14 protein-coding genes are annotated in these 15,859 nt (G+C 67.7%); 11 read left to right on the forward strand and 3 right to left on the reverse strand.

Annotated features, from left to right (window positions below; translation table 11 throughout):
• From dapD to map, 3 genes are read right to left on the reverse strand one after another with little or no spacing between them, the layout of a single operon-like run.
• A complete protein-coding gene (gene dapD / locus LZ605_RS09240) occupies nt 1–1,062 on the reverse strand; it encodes a 2,3,4,5-tetrahydropyridine-2,6-dicarboxylate N-succinyltransferase (RefSeq protein ID WP_249844576.1) in 1,062 nt (353 codons plus the stop codon).
• Nucleotides 1,062–3,689: a [protein-PII] uridylyltransferase gene (locus LZ605_RS09245; protein WP_249844577.1), complete on the reverse strand. Its 2,628-nt coding sequence runs from the start codon at nt 3,687–3,689 to the stop codon at nt 1,062–1,064. The genes dapD and LZ605_RS09245 overlap by 1 nt, the downstream gene beginning before the upstream one ends.
• A gap of 2 nt (nt 3,690–3,691) precedes the next feature.
• Nucleotides 3,692–4,477 carry a type I methionyl aminopeptidase gene (map, locus tag LZ605_RS09250; RefSeq protein WP_146160116.1) on the reverse strand — a complete coding sequence of 262 codons (786 nt, stop codon included), beginning with the start codon at nt 4,475–4,477 and terminating at the stop codon, nt 3,692–3,694.
• Between the two features lie 230 nt (nt 4,478–4,707).
• Between map and LZ605_RS09255 the strand changes: the two genes are divergently transcribed.
• From LZ605_RS09255 to frr, 11 genes are all read left to right on the forward strand, one after another.
• Nucleotides 4,708–5,238, forward strand: a complete 531-nt coding sequence (locus tag LZ605_RS09255; RefSeq protein ID WP_249844578.1) for a Csu type fimbrial protein — start codon at nt 4,708–4,710, stop codon at nt 5,236–5,238.
• Nucleotides 5,238–5,987, forward strand: coding sequence for a fimbrial biogenesis chaperone (locus LZ605_RS09260; RefSeq protein WP_249844579.1), 750 nt, complete (start codon nt 5,238–5,240; stop codon nt 5,985–5,987). Before LZ605_RS09255 ends, LZ605_RS09260 begins: the two co-directional genes overlap by 1 nt.
• A gap of 7 nt (nt 5,988–5,994) precedes the next feature.
• Nucleotides 5,995–8,373, forward strand: a complete 2,379-nt coding sequence (locus LZ605_RS09265; RefSeq protein ID WP_249844580.1) for a fimbria/pilus outer membrane usher protein — start codon at nt 5,995–5,997, stop codon at nt 8,371–8,373.
• Nucleotides 8,370–9,404 (forward strand): Csu type fimbrial protein, encoded by a 1,035-nt coding sequence (locus tag LZ605_RS09270; protein WP_249844581.1) that lies wholly within the window; start codon nt 8,370–8,372, stop codon nt 9,402–9,404. Before LZ605_RS09265 ends, LZ605_RS09270 begins: the two co-directional genes overlap by 4 nt.
• Nucleotides 9,405–9,491: 87 nt before the next feature.
• A complete protein-coding gene (locus LZ605_RS09275) occupies nt 9,492–9,836 on the forward strand; it encodes a hypothetical protein (RefSeq protein ID WP_249844582.1) in 345 nt (114 codons plus the stop codon).
• Nucleotides 9,836–10,534, forward strand: a complete 699-nt coding sequence (locus LZ605_RS09280; protein WP_249844583.1) for a fimbrial biogenesis chaperone — start codon at nt 9,836–9,838, stop codon at nt 10,532–10,534. Before LZ605_RS09275 ends, LZ605_RS09280 begins: the two co-directional genes overlap by 1 nt.
• A gap of 220 nt (nt 10,535–10,754) precedes the next feature.
• Nucleotides 10,755–11,561: a 30S ribosomal protein S2 gene (gene rpsB, locus LZ605_RS09285; RefSeq protein WP_057497695.1), complete on the forward strand. Its 807-nt coding sequence runs from the start codon at nt 10,755–10,757 to the stop codon at nt 11,559–11,561.
• A 126-nt stretch (nt 11,562–11,687) separates the two neighbouring features.
• The gene (gene tsf, locus LZ605_RS09290; RefSeq protein WP_107230333.1) at nt 11,688–12,563 is read left to right on the forward strand and encodes a translation elongation factor Ts; all 876 of its coding nucleotides are present in this window, start codon (nt 11,688–11,690) and stop codon (nt 12,561–12,563) included.
• 251 nt (nt 12,564–12,814) lie between these two features.
• Nucleotides 12,815–14,353, forward strand: coding sequence for a sensor domain-containing diguanylate cyclase (locus tag LZ605_RS09295; RefSeq protein ID WP_249844584.1), 1,539 nt, complete (start codon nt 12,815–12,817; stop codon nt 14,351–14,353).
• 121 nt (nt 14,354–14,474) lie between these two features.
• Nucleotides 14,475–15,203 (forward strand): UMP kinase, encoded by a 729-nt coding sequence (pyrH, locus tag LZ605_RS09300; RefSeq protein WP_057497698.1) that lies wholly within the window; start codon nt 14,475–14,477, stop codon nt 15,201–15,203.
• Nucleotides 15,204–15,299: 96 nt separating this feature from the next.
• Nucleotides 15,300–15,854: a ribosome recycling factor gene (frr, locus tag LZ605_RS09305; RefSeq protein WP_049427358.1), complete on the forward strand. Its 555-nt coding sequence runs from the start codon at nt 15,300–15,302 to the stop codon at nt 15,852–15,854.
• Nucleotides 15,855–15,859: the final 5 nt, after the last annotated feature.

Here is a 15,859-nt window from a genome sequence, read left to right on the forward strand (position 1 = left end):
TCAGTCGGCCAGGCCGCGCAGCAGGTCGTTGACGCTGGTCTTGCTGCGGGTCTTGGCATCAACCTGCTTGACGATCACCGCGCAGTACAGCGAGTGGGTACCGTCCTTGCTCGGCAGCGAGCCGGACACCACCACGCTGTACGGCGGGATGTAGCCGTAGGTGATTTCGCCGGTGGCGCGGTTGTAGATGCGGGTGCTCTGGCTGAGGAACACGCCCATGCCGATCACGCTGTGGTGGCCGACCACCACGCCTTCCACCACTTCCGAACGCGCGCCGATGAAGCAGTGGTCTTCGATGATCGTCGGGCTGGCCTGCAGCGGCTCCAGCACGCCGCCGATACCGGCACCGCCGGACAGGTGGCAATGCTGGCCGATCTGCGCGCAGGAGCCGACGGTGGCCCAGGTATCGACCATGGTGCCTTCGCCGACGTAGGCGCCGATGTTGGTGAAGCTCGGCATCAGCACCACGTCCTTGCCGAAGTACGTGCCACGGCGGGCGATCGCCCCCGGCACCACGCGGACGCCGGCGCGGCGGAACTTCGCTTCGTCATAGCCGGCAAAGCGCGATTCGACCTTGTCCCAGAACGGCGCCGGGCGGGCGTCGACCACCGCCATGTCATTGACACGGAAGTACAGCAGCACCGCCTTCTTCAGCCACTCGTTGACCTTCCAGCCGCCGTGGCCGTCCGGCTCGGCCACACGGAATTCACCGGTTTCCAGGCCATCGATCACCCGGTTGACCAGCGGACGGGTGGAGCCTTCCAGCTCGTGCAGGGTCAGCGTCGCGCGGCGCTCGAAGGCGCTCTCGATGCCGAACTTCAGCTCTTCCACGCCCGGCACCGGCGGCTTGCGCAGCGACTTGCGGGCGATGGTTTCGGCGCGTGCGGCTTCGGCGCTCTTGACCGGGGCCTTCTTCGGCGCAGCCACCTTCTTCGCCGGGGCCTTCACCGCTGCGGCTTTCTTCGGCGCCGCGGCCTTCTTCGCGGCCGGCATGGCGGCAGATTTCTTGGCCGCTGCACTCTTGGTGGTGGCAGCAGTCTTCTTCACAGGCTTGGTGGCCATCAGGCGGGGTCTCCGGCGTTTCGATCAGGGTCCAGACAGGCCAGCATCGCGTCATGCAGCTGCTGCCGGGCAGGTTCAGTCAGGGGGAGGTCGTGTTCGTCACTGATCACGAAGGTGTCTTCGGCGCGTTCGCCGAATGTGGCAATGCGCGCGTCGTGCACGCGCAGGCCCTGGTTGCGCAGCACGAACGCCACGTCGGCCAGCAGGCCGGGACGGTCGGGAGCGACCAGGGCAAAGCGGGTCGCGCCGGGTTCATCGCGGAACTCGATGCGCGGGGCGAAACGGAAGTGGCGTAGCTGGCGTGGCACGACCCGGCGTGACGGCCGCAGGCGGGCCAGATCGCCACCGAGCGCTTCGCGCAGTGCCGCTTCCAGATTGGCGCTGCTGCCATCGGCAAACGTATCGGCCGGGCTCACTTCAAACGTATCGAAAATGGTCTCAGCCGGACCATCGAGCACGCGCGCGCGGTGGATGCCGTAGCCCTTGCGGTCCAGGGTCATCACGATGGCGGCGAACAGGCCGTCGCGGTCCGGCGAATGCACGAACACTTCCAGCGCCGGGTCGTCGACGCTGATCCGGCGCACCTTCACCAGGGCCTGGCCCTGCTTCACCGGCACCAGTGCGGCAGCCTGCCAGGCCAGCTGTTCCGGGCGCAGGCGGATGAAGCCTTCGTCAGGCATCACCGCGAACTGGCGGTCGATGGTGGCGTCGTCGTAGCCCTGTTCGCGCACCAGCGCGCGCACGCTGTCGCGCGCCTCGGCCACGCGCTCGGCGGCCGGCACCGGATGCTCCAGTCCCTCGCGCAATGCGCGCCGTGTCGCGAAGTACAGATCGGCCAGCAGCCGGTCCTTCCAGGCGTTCCACAGCTTGGGGCTGGTGCCGGCGATGTCGGCGCAGGTCAGCAGGTACAGGTAGTCCAGGCGGTCGCGGCTGCCGACCAGGGTGGCGAAACGATGGATCACCTCTGGATCGGCGATGTCCTGCTTCTGCGCGGTCACCGACATGCGCAGATGCTGCTCGACCAGCCAGGCCACCAGTTCGGTGTCGGTCACGCTCAACGCATGCGCCTGGCAGAACGCACGCGCGTCCACCGCGCCCAGCTCGGAGTGATCGCCGCCGCGGCCCTTGGCGATGTCATGGAACAGCCCGGCCAGCAGCAGCAGCTCCGGCTTGCGCAGGCGCGGCCAGACTTCATGGGCGATGGAGAAGCGCTCGTCGGCGCGGCTGCTGGCGAACTGACCGATGTTGCGCAGGACCATCAGCGTGTGCTGATCCACGGTGTAGACATGGAACAGGTCGAACTGCATGCGCCCGCTGACCTGGGCGAACGCCGGGATCCACTGGCCAAGCACGCCCAGCCGCGCCATGCGCGAAAGCGTATCGACCGGGCGCTGACCACGCAGCAGGGTCATGAACTGCTCGCGCGCATCGGTGTCGGCCTGGTCGTAGGCCGGCAGCAGCGGCAGCGATTCGGCCAGCGCGCGCGCGGTCAGCGAATGCAGGCCACGCACCTGCGGGTTGTTGGCCCAGCTGGCGAACAGCGCGAACACCTGGCCGATATCCGCGCGTGGCCAGTCGGCCTCGTTCGCGGCCAGGTAACCACGGCGCAGCGAAAAACCCACGGTCAGCGGTTCCGGCTGCGCCTCGCCATCGAACTGCTCCTCGAAGCGCTGCAGCAGGCGGTCGCTGATCCGGCGCACCACCGATGCAGCGCGGTAGAAGCCCTGCATCATTTTTTCGACACCCAGATTCTCGGCGTCGTCTTCGAAGCCCAGGCGTGCGGCCAGGGTCTTCTGGTAATCAAAGCGCAGGCGCTCTTCCGGGCGGCGCGCCACCAGGTGCAGGCCGAAGCGCAGCCGCGCCAGCACCGCGCGCTCGCGCTTCAATGCAGCCGCTTCGTCGGCGCCCAGGTGGCCGAGCCCGACCAGCGCCTCCAGATCGCGCACGCCGAACGCACGCAGCGCCATCCAGCCCAGCGTGTTGAGGTCACGCAGGCCACCCGGGCCGTCCTTCAGGTCCGGCTCCAGGTTGTCGGCGGTATCACCGAAACGCTGGTGGCGGTTGCGCAGTTCTTCCAGCTTGGCCAGGAAGAAGGTCCGCGCCGGCCACAGTTCGCGATCGTCGATCGCTTCGCGCAACGCGCGGCGCGCCGCATCGTCGGCCAGGATCGGACGCGCCTCGATCAGCGCGGTCAGCACGGTCTGGTCGGCAGCGGCCTGGCGGCACTGCGCGGCCGAGCGCACGGCATGGCTGACCGCCAGCCCGCAGTCCCACAGCAGCGCGAACAGGCGTGCCAATGCGGGCTCATGAGCGAGCTGTGCCTGCGCGTCACCGAACACCAGCAGGTCGATGTCCGACCGCGGGAACAGCTCGCCGCGGCCATAGCCGCCCACCGCGAACAGCGACAGTCCACTGTCGGCCGGCAGGCAGCGCTGCCAGGCCAGGCGGATCAGATGGTCGGCCGCACGCGCGCGCAGCGCCAGCAGGCGCTCGATGTTGTCGCCCTGGTCGAAGCGGCGGTACAGGCGCGCATCGGCCTGTTGCAGCGCCTGCCGTGCGGCAGACGCCCATTCGGAATCGTCAAGCGAATCGGCCGGCGCGTCCAGCAGTGAACCCGCCGGCAGCATGGTCAGGCGACCTGCGATTCGCCCGGCGACAGGGTCAGCACGTCCACGCCGGTCTCGGTGACCGCGATCATGTGCTCCCACTGCGCCGACAGCTTGCGGTCCTTGGTCACCACGGTCCAGCCATCCGGCAGCACCTTGTTGTAGCGGGTGCCCTCGTTGATCATCGGTTCGATGGTGAAGGTCATGCCCGGCTGCAGCACCAGGCCCTGGCCCGGGCGGCCGTAATGCACCACCTGCGGCTCGTCGTGGTAGACCTTGCCGATACCGTGGCCGCAGTACTCGCGCACCACGCTGAAACGTTCGCCTTCGGCATAGCTCTGGATGGCATGGCCGATGTCGCCCAGGGTCGCACCCGGGCGCACCGCACGGATGCCGCGCCACATCGCTTCATAGGTGGCTTCCACCAGGCGGCGGGCCATCACCGACGGCGTACCGACGAAATACATGCGGCTGGTATCGCCGTGCCAGCCATCCTTGATGACGGTCACGTCGATGTTGATGATGTCGCCATCCTTGAGCACCTTCCCTTCGCTGGGAATGCCGTGGCAGATGACGTTGTTGACCGAAGTGCACACGGTCTTGGGGAAGCCGCGGTAGCCGACGTTGGCCGGAATGGCGCCCTGCACGTTCACGATGTGGTCGTGGCAGATGCGGTCCAGTTCCTCGGTGGTGACACCGGGCTTGACGTGGGGGGTGACGATGTCGAGCACTTCGCTGGCCAGGCGGCCGGCGACGCGCATCATCTCGATTTCCTGCGGGGTTTTCAGATTCACGCTCATGGCGCCCATTATCGCCGATCCGGCCGCAATCTGAACGAACGCCACCCAACTGGCGTTGCGGGCCGTGCACGGTTCCGGCAAGGAAAGTGAAAGCGTGATGGGATTCGCCCTTTCGGATCACTATTTATCACGGATTACAGACACTTAGCCGCACAAGCTGGCGGCGACCGTCGTCAAAGCGGCACCGAACATGCCGCCTTCGCCTTGTTCAACGGACCTTCGGGTCAGGGAGGTTGTCCATGCGATCCCCGCTTCGTTCCCCGCTTGCCTGGGCCCTGGGGGCGCTCCTGCTGAGCGGTCCGGCGCTGGCGGCCGACACCACCACCTTCAACGTCACCCTGGTGGTCACCAAGGCCTGCACCATCACCGCCGCAGCGGCCACCAACGTTGACTTCGGCACCGCCGCATCGACCACCGCCACCCCCACCCTGGGCCAGGGCACGGTGACCGCGCAGTGCTCGGCGCTGACCCCATACACGATCTCGCTGAACGCGGGCGCCAACGCCAGCACGGCCAACGACGTCACCACCCGCCGCATGAAGAACACCAATGCGGCTGTGACCGCCAACAACTATGTCGGCTACCAGCTCTACCAGGACGCGGCGCACACCCTGGTCTGGGGCGCCACCACCGGCACCAACACCCAGGCCGGCATCGGCACCGGCCTGGCGGTGCCCTACATCGTCTACGGCCAGATCCTGAACCTGAGCACCAACAACCCGGCCACCGGCAACTACCTGGATACGGTCACCGCCACGATCACCTATTGATGGAGCACGCCCGCATGGCCGGACCCCGCCCGTGGCGCGCCACCGGCGTGGCGCTGCTCGCCCTGAGCCTGCTGCTCGCCACCGCCGCCGGCGCCACCAGCCTGCAGGTCGCCCCCACCAGCCTGCAGCTCGAAGCCCGCCAGCGCGCAGGCGAACTGTGGCTGACCAACAGCGGCACCTCGCCGGTCAGGCTGCAGGTGCGCGTGTTCCGCTGGGTACAGCAGGATGGGCAGGAACAGCTGCTGCCCACCGATGAGCTGCTGGCCACCCCGCCGATGCAGGAACTGGCCGCCGGCCAGCAACAGCTGGTGCGGGTGATGCGTCCGGTCAACCAGCCGCCGGAGGTCCAGCGCTACTACCGGCTGATCGTCGACGAAGTGCCCGACCTGGCGACCCGCGCCAACGGCATGCAGTTCGTGCTGCGCTATTCGATCCCGGTATTCGTGCAGCCCTCCGGCGGCAAGCTCGCGCCACAGCTGGCCGCGCGCCTGGTGCGGCTGGAGGACGGCCGCAACGGGGTGGAAGTGGCCAACACCGGCAACAGCTATGCGCAGATCGCCGATCTCGCGCTGGGCAGCACGCAGCGCCCACGCATCGTGCATCCGGGGCTGCTGGGCTATGTGCTGCCCGGACAGGTGATGCGCTGGCCGATCGAGCGTATCGCGATCGACCGCGACAACGACCAGATCACGGCCAAGCTCAATGGCGAGTCGGAACAGACGCCACTGTCGCCACCACCGGCTCGCTGAGGCGTTGATGGGCGCGCTGTTGGCTGCCCTGGCTCCCGCGGCGACCGAGGCCGCCGATGTGCCCGGTATCGCGGCCGCCGGCGCCGCAGACGTATCGGGCGTGTCAGCCGATGCAATCCTGCCACCACCAACGCCGCTGACCGCCAGCCAGACGCTGTACCTGGATGTTTCGCTCAACAGCACGCCGCGCGGCCTGCTGCCGTTCACCGAGAACCGTGGCCGCCTGCAGGCAAGCCCCGAGGTGCTGCGCCAGCTCGGCTTCAATGCCAGCGGTGATGCCCCGGTCTACCTGGACCAGATCAGCGGCGCGGTGGTGCGTTACGACGCGCACATGCAGACGCTGGCACTGGACGTGCCGCTGGACCAGCTGACCCTGCCGACCACCGTGCTCAGCCGCCCACAGACCCGTGCACTGGCCGGCACGGCCTCACCGGGCCTGCTGCTCAACTACGACGTGTATGGCAGCCGCGTGGATACGCTCGGCAATCTCAGCCTGAGCTCGGAACTGCGCCTGTTCGGCATCGGCAACGGTACCTTCGAGAACACCGCGGTCAGCCGCCGCTACCAGCAGCCCGGCGATCGTCGCTGGCGCGGCGAGAGCGTGCGCCTGGACACCCGCTGGAGCCTGGATTTCCCTGACCAGGCGCTGACCCTGGACGTCGGCGACTTCTACAGCGGCTTTGTCGACTGGACCCGACCGGTGCGCCTGGGCGGCCTGCAGATCGGCCGCAACTACGGCCTGCAGCCCTATCGCGTGCTGACACCGACGCCCAGCTTCCTCGGCCAGGCGGTGGTGCCGTCCACCGTCGAGCTGTACGTCGATGGCCTGCGCCAGTACAGCGGCCAGGTGCCGGTCGGCCCGTTCCAGCTGGGCGCCCAGCCCGGCATCAGCGGTACCGGCACCGCACAGGTGGTGGTGACCGACGCGTTCGGCCGCATGCAGACCCTGGATTTCAGCTTCTACGGCACCCAGCAGCTGCTGGCCAAGGGCCTGTCGGACTGGTCGGTCGGCGTCGGCCGCCTGCGCGAGGATTTCGGGCAACGCTCCTTTGCCTACGACTATCGCACCGTGGCCAGTGCCAGCTGGCGCGGCGGCGTCAGCGATACCTTTACCGGCGAAGCGCATGCCGAAGGCGGCGGTGGCCTGGCCCAGGCCGGCCTCGGCGGCTGGTGGCTGCTCGGCGGCGCGGGGGTGTTCAATGCCGCCTACGCGCGCAGCGACTACCACGGCCTGCAGGGCGGGCAATGGGCACTGGGCTACAGCTGGAACAACCGCCGCTTCAATTTCAACCTGCGCAGCGTGCGCAGCCACGGCGACTATCGCGACCTGGGCGCACTGCAGGGCAACCTGCCACCAGACATCAGCGACCAGGCCACGGTCGGCGTCGACCTGCTGCGGCTGGGCACGCTCAGCGCCAGCTACCTGCGCCTGCGCTACCCCGACGGCGAGGACAACCGTTACGCCAGCCTGTTCTGGTCGCGCAGCTGGAGCCAGCGCTGGTCGGCCTACCTGTCGCTGAACCAGAACCTGGACAACAGCGATGACCGCAGCCTCTATCTGTCCGTCACCGCCAGCCTGGGCAACAACCGCCAGGCCAGCCTGTCCAGCCAACGCAACGGCGACAGCCAGAGCTGGGTGGCCGATGTCACCCAGCCGGTGCCCGGCGATGGCAGCGCCGGCGGCGTCGGCTGGCGCGCACAGGTACGCCACGGCGAGGATGGCAACGGCGGCCTGGCCGAAGTCGGCATCCTCAACGATGTCGGCCGCTATTCGCTTGGCGCCTCGCGCCAGGGCGGCCTGAACTATGCCTACGCCAGCGCCAGCGGCAGCCTGGTGTGGATGGGCGGGCATGCCTTCGCAACCCGCGAGGTCTCCGACGCGTTCGCGGTGATCAGCACCAACGGCGTGGGCGGCGTGCCGGTGCGGCTGGAGAACCGGCTGATCGGCGTGACCGATGATCGCGGCCTGCTGCTGGTCAGCCCACTGCTGTCCTGGCAGCGCAACCGGGTCTCGATTGACACCCTGGACCTGCCTGAGGACATGCGCGCCGACCGCATCGAAGACTGGGTGACCCCACGCCAGCGCGCGGGCACGCGGGTGACCTTCGAACTGCGCTCGCGGCCCTCGCTGAGCCTGACCCTGCACAGCATGGACGGGCAGCCGCTGGAGGTGGGCAGCGAAGTGCAGCTGCCCGACGGGCGGCAGGCGCTGGTGGGCTATGACGGCCTGCTGTACCTGGAGGACGTGGCCGCCGGCAGCGTGCTGTACATCACCACCAGCGGCGGGCAATGCCGGGTGAAGGTACCGGACCTGCCCAAGGTGGTGGCGTCCGGCGCGCGGCCGAAGCCAGCACCGCTGGCGTGCATCCCGGAGGTGGCGCCATGAGGGTGCTGCTGGGCCTGCTGCTGATCGCTGGCCTGCTGGCGGCGGCGCCAGCGCGCGCCACCGCCGTGTGCACCGCCATCGCCGACCCGACGCTGCCGTTCGGCAACGTCAACAGCAATGCACCTGGCGCGACCACCGGCACGCTCAACATCACGGTGACCTGCACCACCGCCGCGCTGAGCCTGCTGGCCACCACCGGCGTGCGGGTCTGCGTGGGCATCGGTGCCGGCAGCGGCGGCGGCAGCAGCTCCACCTGGCGGACGATGAAGACCAGCGCCAGCGACAGCATGAACTTCCAGCTCTACAACACCTCCAACTTCAGCCAGGTGACCGGGCTGGCCCCGCGCGGCACGCCGCCGGCACAGGAACTGACCATGACCTACAACGTGCCGTTGCTGACCGGCGGCAGTGGCGCGCAGGCCACCCAGCTGTTCGCGCAGATCCCGGCCAACCAGGTGCTGGCTTCCGGTGCCTACAGCAGCACCTTCAGCGGGGCGAACGTGGTGCTGACCTGGGCCTGGAACGAAGTACTGCTCGGCACCGCCACCGTGCCGGCCACCTGCAACGGCGGTGCCACCGGCACCAACAGTGCCAGCGCGGCCTTCAGCTTCACCGCCACCGCCAATGTGCTGCCGCAGTGCGGCAGCTACGTCACCACCAACATGAACTTCGGCACTGTCACCGGCGGCATTCCTGCCAACATCGACCAGACCGCGACGCTGACCCTGACCTGCCTGAAGAACACCGCCTACCAGGTCAGCCTCAACAACGGGCAGAACAATCCCGCGGCCACCAGCACACGGCGCATGGCCACCACCATCGGCGGCAGCACCTACTACCTCACCTACGAGCTGTACCGCGATTCCACCCGCACCCAGCGCTGGGGCAACACGCTGACCGTCGATACCGCCAGCGGTACCGGGACCGGCAGCGCGCAGCAGCTGACCATCTATGGCCGGGTGCCGCCGGTCAGCGGCCAGCCACCGGCAGGCATCTACAACGACCTGGTGCAGGTGACGATTACCTATTGATGGGCGTGCCGACCAACGGTCGGCACCTACCGGGCAGGTTTCGGACGGTCGGCACCTACTACGGGGTTCCGGCAGATCCACCCATGCGTGGATGCTGGCCTGGCGCAGTCGAGCAAGCTCGACTCTACAGTTCCGGCCGATCCGGCCGATACCGCGCAGCGAGTCCTGACGCAGGGTGGTTGGCGGGTGGTTCGCGTATTTCTGATCGGGGCGATACTGTTCGCCAGCACACCCGCATGGGCTGAACCGGGCACCACGCCGCTGCAGATCCGGCTCACTGTGGTGGACGCCTGCAGCGGCGAGGCCGGCAGCCGCCGCTGCCCGGTTCCGCAGCAACGCAGTGACGCGCCGCAGTTGCCCGCCCAGGTCCGCGATCTGGCACCACCGCCCGCCAACGAAGACCCGGTGCCTGCCGTGACCGTCATCTACTGATGCGTGTGGCGCTGATCCTGCTGGCGTCGCTGCTGGCCATGCCCGCCGCTGCACTGGACCTGTCCCCCACCACCCTGCAGCTGCCCGTCGAAGGCGGCCGCACCGAGCTGTGGCTGTACAACCCCGGGCCCGGCCACTGGCAGGGCCAGGTGCGGGTGCTGGCCTGGGAACAACAGGTGGATGCCGAACGGCTGCGGCCGACCGGGCAGATCCTGGCCAGCCCGATCCAGCTCGATCTCGCCCCGGGCATCCGCCAGCGCGTCTGGCTGCTGCCCGGCCGACCCGAGCCCGTGGCCGGTGAACAGGCCTATCGCATCGTGCTGGAGCCCAGCCGGGCCGGCCTGCCCCGCTACTCACTCCCGCTGTTCCGCGGCCAGGCCGCACCGCAGGCGCAACCCCGCGTACAGGCCCGGCTCGACGCCGACGCGTCGCAGCCTCATCTGCGATTGAACAACGCCGGGCCGCTGCACGCCCGCCTGCATGACCTGGTGTTCGTTGCCGAAGACGGCCAGCGCACCCTGCTGCTACCGGGGCTGGCCGGCTATCTGCTGGCCGGGCACGAACGCCGCTGGGCGCTGCCGCCCCGGCCGAACGGCTACCATGGCGGGCGTTTCCAGGCCCATCTGCAGGACGGCCGCCAGGTCGAGCTGACCGCGCCGGACCCCACAATTGCAGCGGGCGCGCCAAGCGGGCTATAATCGACCGGATTCCTGCCGCCAGCGTGCGCGGGACCCCGTCCACACCGGACGTCACCGGTGAATCCACACCTGCTGCCCCCATCCGTGCCGGGGTGCTCCGCAAGGAGTTCGGCCACGGAGGCAACAGGGAAGCCCAACCCCGGAACCCATCGCGTTTCCACGCGTCCCGCATACCTATTACCGCGGGCGGAAGCGCAGGTTCCCCATCAGGAGTATTGCAATGCCCCAGGTCACCATGCGTCAGATGCTGGAAGCCGGCGTCCACTTCGGCCACCAGACCCGCTACTGGAACCCCAAGATGGCTCCGTACATCTTCGGCGCCCGCGGCAAGATCCACATCATCAACCTGGAAAAGACCGTCCCGCTGTTCAACGACGCGATGAACTTCATCTCGTCGGTGGCCCAGAAGCGCGGCACCGTCCTGTTCCTGGGCACCAAGCGCAGCGCCCGCGAAACCATTCGTGAAGAAGCCGAGCGTTGCGGCATGCCGTTCATGAACCAGCGTTGGCTGGGCGGCACCCTGACCAACTTCCGTACCGTCAAGCAGTCGGTTGCCCGCCTGAAGGAACTGGAAGCCGGCGAAACCGACGGCACCTTCGAGAAGCTGGTCAAGCACGAAGTGCTGGGCCTGCGTCGCGAGCGCGACAAGCTGGAAGCCTCGCTGGGCGGCATCAAGGACATGAACCGTCTGCCGGACGCCATCTTCGTGATCGACATCGGCCACGAAGACATCGCGATCAAGGAAGCCAAGAAGCTGGGCATCCCGGTCATCGCCGTGGTCGACACCAACTACAACCCGGAACTGGTTGATTACGCCATCCCGGGCAACGACGACGCCATCCGCGCTGTGCAGCTGTACGCCCGCGCCGCTGCCGACGCCGTGCTGGAAGGCAAGGCTGCTGCACCGCACGCCGCTTCGGTGCGCGAAGAAGAGTTCGCTGAAGCCGCCGCTGAAGGCGAAGACAAGCCGGCCCGCCGCGCGCCGGCCAAGAAGGCTGCCAAGAAGGGCGACGACGCCCAGGCCTGATCCAGGCCCCGGGGTGGACGCCCGGCGTCCACCCTCCCTGCATGCCGCCCTTGGCGCGTGACAGGACTGTGTCACACGGGCCGGCCACCATGCCGGCCCAACCCCTTTCTTTCGTGAGGTAATCCCGTGGAAATCACTGCTTCCCTGGTCAAGGAACTGCGCGAGCGCACCGGCGCCGGCATGATGGAATGCAAGAAGGCGCTCACTGAAGCCAACGGCGACATCAACGCTGCTGCTGAAGCCATGCGCAAGTCCGGCGCCGCCAAGGCCGACAAGAAGGCTGACCGCGTGGCCGCCGAAGGCCGTCTGGGTCTGGCCCAGGACGGCGGCAAGGCCGTGCTGGTCGAAGTCAACTCGGAAACCGACTTCGTCGCCAACGATGACAACTTCAAGTCCTTCGTCAACGCTGTCGCCGCTGCTGCCCTGGCCACGGACGCCAACGACGTCGAAGCCGTGAAGGCCGCCAAGCTGGCCGATGGCCGCACCGTTGAAGAAGCCCGTGCCACCGCCGTGCAGACCCTGGGTGAGAACATCCAGATCCGTCGCCTGGTGAAGGTTGACGGCAACAACACCGTCGGCGCCTACGTGCACACCAACGGCAAGGTTGGCGTGCTGGTCGACCTGGTCGGCGGCGACGTCGAGCTGGCCCGTGGCCTGGCCATGCATGTGGCCGCGCTGAAGCCGCCGCACAACAAGGCTGCGGACGTTCCGGCCGACTTCGTCGAGAAGGAAAAGGAAATCGAGCTGGCCAAGATGTCCGAGAAGGACAAGGCCAAGCCGGCCGACATCCTGGAAAAGATCATCAGCGGCAAGATCAACAAGATCGTCAGCGACGTGACCCTGTACGGCCAGACCTACGTGCTGGGCGACACCACCGTCGAGCAGGTGGTCAAGGCCGCTGGCGCCGACGTGGCCGGCTTCAAGCTGCTGGTCGTCGGCGAAGGCATCGAGAAGGTGGTGGAAGACTACGCCGCCGAAGTTGCCAAGGCGATGCAGGTCTGATTCCAGCCCTCCGGCTGTGAAGCAACCAGAAGGAGCCGCGGGAAACCGCGGCTCTTTTTTTGTGCCTGTGACTGCACCCCACCGGTGGGTGCGCACCGTTGGTGCGCACACCGACACCCGCACCTTTGCGTTACGCACCAATCAAGCCGATACTCGGCGCAGGGAATCGACAGTCACCTAACAGGAACGAAAATCGCGGACTGTGATGCATTCCTAGGTATTCTTGTCCTAATGGAATTGAACGACCCGACATGCCTCCCGAGCTGACAGCTGCCCTGGCGCTCTGCCGCAACCTGCCTTCGCCGCCCGGTATTGCCCTGCGCATCATCGAACTGGCGCAGGACCCGGAAGCGGACATCGCCACCGCCGCCGACATCATCGCCATCGACATGGCGCTGAGCGCTCGCATGCTGCGCATCGCCAATTCACCGCTGTACGCCAGCCGCCGCCGGATCGAGAACCTCGGCCAGGCGCTGACCATGCTCGGCCTGAATGCCACGATCAGCCTCGCCCTCGGCTTCACCGTCACCCAGGGGCTGACCGGCGGCAGCGGTGCCGACCACGACCTGCGCCAGCGCGCGTGGAAGCGCAGCATCCTCAGTGCACTGGCGGCCAGCCAGCTGGGCCAGGCGCGAGGGCTGCGCCGGCTGGAGGAGCTGATGCTGGCCGGATTGCTGCAGGACCTGGGCGTGCTGTGCCTGGCCCAGGCCGAATCAGAGCGCTATCTGCCCCTGCTGCGGGATGCGCGCGACAACATCGACCTGGTCTCCCGTGAGCGTGACGCGCTGGGCTGCAGCCATGCCGACGTGGGCGCCTGGGTGGCCGAGCAGTGGGGCCTGCCGCGCTATCTGGTGGAGAGCATCAGCCACAGCGAAGACCAGGATGCCGCCGGATCGGCGTTCCAGGCCTGCGTGCAGCTGTCTGGCGCCGTGGCCGACATCTGGCTCGATGACGATGCCGATGCCGCGCGCGAGCGCGCCCTGCAGCAGGTGCACGATCGTCTGGAACTGGACAGCGCGCGTTTCGACCAGGTGCTGGTGCGCATCAGCGACGCCCTGCCGGACATCGCCAGCCTGTTCGAGGCCGGCCTGAGCTCGCCGATGCGGGTGCGCGAGCTGATCGACCACGCCCAGGAGCTGGCCACCCTGCGCAACCTGCGTGAACTGCAGGATGCCGACCAGGCGCGCCGCCGCGCCGACGAGTTCGAGGCCCGCGCCAAGCGCCTGGCCGACCAGGCCCATCGCGATGCCCTGACCGGGGTGCTCAACCGCCGCCAGCTGGAGGCGGTCCTGGAACAGGAATTCCTGCGCGCCGGGCGCCAGGGCTGGCCGCTGTCGGTGGCCTTCATCGACCTGGACGATTTCAAGAAGATCAACGATGCCCACGGTCACCTGACCGGCGACGAAGTGCTGCGCGCGTTCGCCGGGAAGCTGCAGGGCCAGCTGCGCAACAGCGACACCGTGGCCCGTTTCGGCGGCGAGGAGTTCGTCGCGCTGCTGCCCAATACCAGCGAAACCGTGGCCCTGGACGTGATCCGCCGGGTCCTGGCCAACATCGTCGCCACGCCGATGGCCGAGCTGGAAGGTGGCCCGCTGTTCGTCACCTTCTCCGCCGGCGTGGCCACCCAGGGCGGTTACGAGCGCTTCGCCGATGTGCAGGACCTGCTGCGCGCCGCTGACGATGTGCTGTACCGCTCCAAGAACCTGGGCCGCAACCGGGTGATCGCACGCTCCCCCGGTGCACTGGGCCACGACGAGCTGTCGGCGACGGCCGGCGCCGAACTGGGCTGAACGGGAAGCCCCGCATCACCGGGGTGAACCGCCGGATTTCGCGCCGCAGTGCACAAAACACTATGGCCCGACGCCGCATGCGCGTAGAATCGCCCGCGATTTCCACGCACCCGAGGTCCCCATGTCCAAGCTCGCCTATCGCCGCATCCTTCTGAAACTGTCCGGGGAGGCGCTGATGGGAGATGAGGACTACGGCATCGACCCGAAGATCATCAACCGCCTGGCCCGCGAGGTCATCGAAGCCCAGCAGGCCGGTGCCGAAGTGGCACTGGTGATCGGCGGCGGCAACATCTTCCGCGGTGCCGGCCTGGCCGCCGGCGGCATGGACCGGGTTACCGGCGACCAGATGGGCATGCTGGCCACCGTCATCAACGCCCTGGCCATGCAGGACGCGCTGGAGAAGCTCGGCGCCAAGGCCCGTGTGATGAGCGCGATCAAGATCAACGACGTGTGCGAGGACTACATCCGCCGCCGCGCCATCCGTCACCTGGAAAAGGGCCGCCTGGTGATCTTCGCCGCCGGCGTCGGCAGCCCGTTCTTCACCACCGACTCCGGCGCCGCCCTGCGTGCGATCGAGATCGGTGCCGACCTGCTGCTGAAGGCCACCAAGGTCGATGGCGTGTACGACAAGGACCCGAACAAGCACAGCGATGCGGTCCGCTTTGACACCCTCAGCTACGACGAAGTGATCCGCCGCGGCCTGGAAGTGATGGATACCGCCGCCTTCGCGCTGGCGCGCGACAGCGATCTGCCGATGCGCGTGTTCGACATGGGCCAGCCGGGCGAACTGCTGAAGATCCTCAGCGGCGAGAACATCGGCACCCTGGTTCAGGGCCGCGATCCGGCCTGAGCCTGAGCGGGCGGCGACAGCCGGGTCGATCCAGGCCCGGCAGCGTCCCGTATTCGCCTATAATCGCCCGATTCCAGATACATCCAGGACCGGGCGATGCTCAACGACATCAAGAACAACGCGCAGACGCGCATGGCCAAGAGCATCGACGCTCTGAAGCACACCCTCACCTCCATCCGGACCGGGCGTGCCACGCCGGCCCTGCTGGACCGCGTGACGGTCAATGCCTACGGCAATGCCAGCACCCCGCTGAACCAGGTTGCCTCGATCTCCAACGCCGACGCCCACTCGCTGCTGGTCACCCCGTTCGACAAGGGCATGATCAAGGAGATCGAAAAGGGCCTCTACAACGCCGAGTTCACCCCGAACACTCTGGGTACGGCGATCCGCATCAACATGCCGCCGCCGACCGAAGAGCGCCGCAAGGAGCTGGCCAAGCAGGTGCAGAAGGAAGGCGAAGGCGCCAAGATCGCGATCCGCAACATCCGTCAGGACGCGAACAAGGAAATCGCCAAGCTGGTCAAGGACAAGGCGATCAGCGAAGACGAGAAGAAGCGCGGCGAAGACGACATCCAGAAGTTGACCGACGCCAACATCAAGGACGTCGACAAGGTCGTTGCCGACAAGGAAAAAGAACTGCTGTCGGTCTGAAGTCG

Source organism: Stenotrophomonas maltophilia, assembly GCF_023518235.1.
Lineage (GTDB): Bacteria > Pseudomonadota > Gammaproteobacteria > Xanthomonadales > Xanthomonadaceae > Stenotrophomonas.

Excerpts from the sequence above, each read along its gene's own strand:
- LZ605_RS09265 (WP_249844580.1), top strand. The coding sequence starts at position 5,995 with ATGGGCGCGCTGTTGGCTGCCCTGGCTCCCGCGGCGACCGAGGCCGCC.
- LZ605_RS09260 (WP_249844579.1), top strand. The coding sequence starts at position 5,238 with ATGGAGCACGCCCGCATGGCCGGACCCCGCCCGTGGCGCGCCACCGGC.
- LZ605_RS09280 (WP_249844583.1), top strand. The coding sequence starts at position 9,836 with ATGCGTGTGGCGCTGATCCTGCTGGCGTCGCTGCTGGCCATGCCCGCC.
- frr (WP_049427358.1), top strand. The coding sequence starts at position 15,300 with ATGCTCAACGACATCAAGAACAACGCGCAGACGCGCATGGCCAAGAGC.
- LZ605_RS09270 (WP_249844581.1), top strand. The coding sequence starts at position 8,370 with ATGAGGGTGCTGCTGGGCCTGCTGCTGATCGCTGGCCTGCTGGCGGCG.
- LZ605_RS09295 (WP_249844584.1), top strand. The coding sequence starts at position 12,815 with ATGCCTCCCGAGCTGACAGCTGCCCTGGCGCTCTGCCGCAACCTGCCT.
- pyrH (WP_057497698.1), top strand. The coding sequence starts at position 14,475 with ATGTCCAAGCTCGCCTATCGCCGCATCCTTCTGAAACTGTCCGGGGAG.
- LZ605_RS09255 (WP_249844578.1), top strand. The coding sequence starts at position 4,708 with ATGCGATCCCCGCTTCGTTCCCCGCTTGCCTGGGCCCTGGGGGCGCTC.
- map (WP_146160116.1), bottom strand. The coding sequence starts at position 4,477 with ATGGGCGCCATGAGCGTGAATCTGAAAACCCCGCAGGAAATCGAGATG.
- rpsB (WP_057497695.1), top strand. The coding sequence starts at position 10,755 with ATGCCCCAGGTCACCATGCGTCAGATGCTGGAAGCCGGCGTCCACTTC.
- dapD (WP_249844576.1), bottom strand. The coding sequence starts at position 1,062 with ATGGCCACCAAGCCTGTGAAGAAGACTGCTGCCACCACCAAGAGTGCA.
- LZ605_RS09245 (WP_249844577.1), bottom strand. The coding sequence starts at position 3,689 with ATGCTGCCGGCGGGTTCACTGCTGGACGCGCCGGCCGATTCGCTTGAC.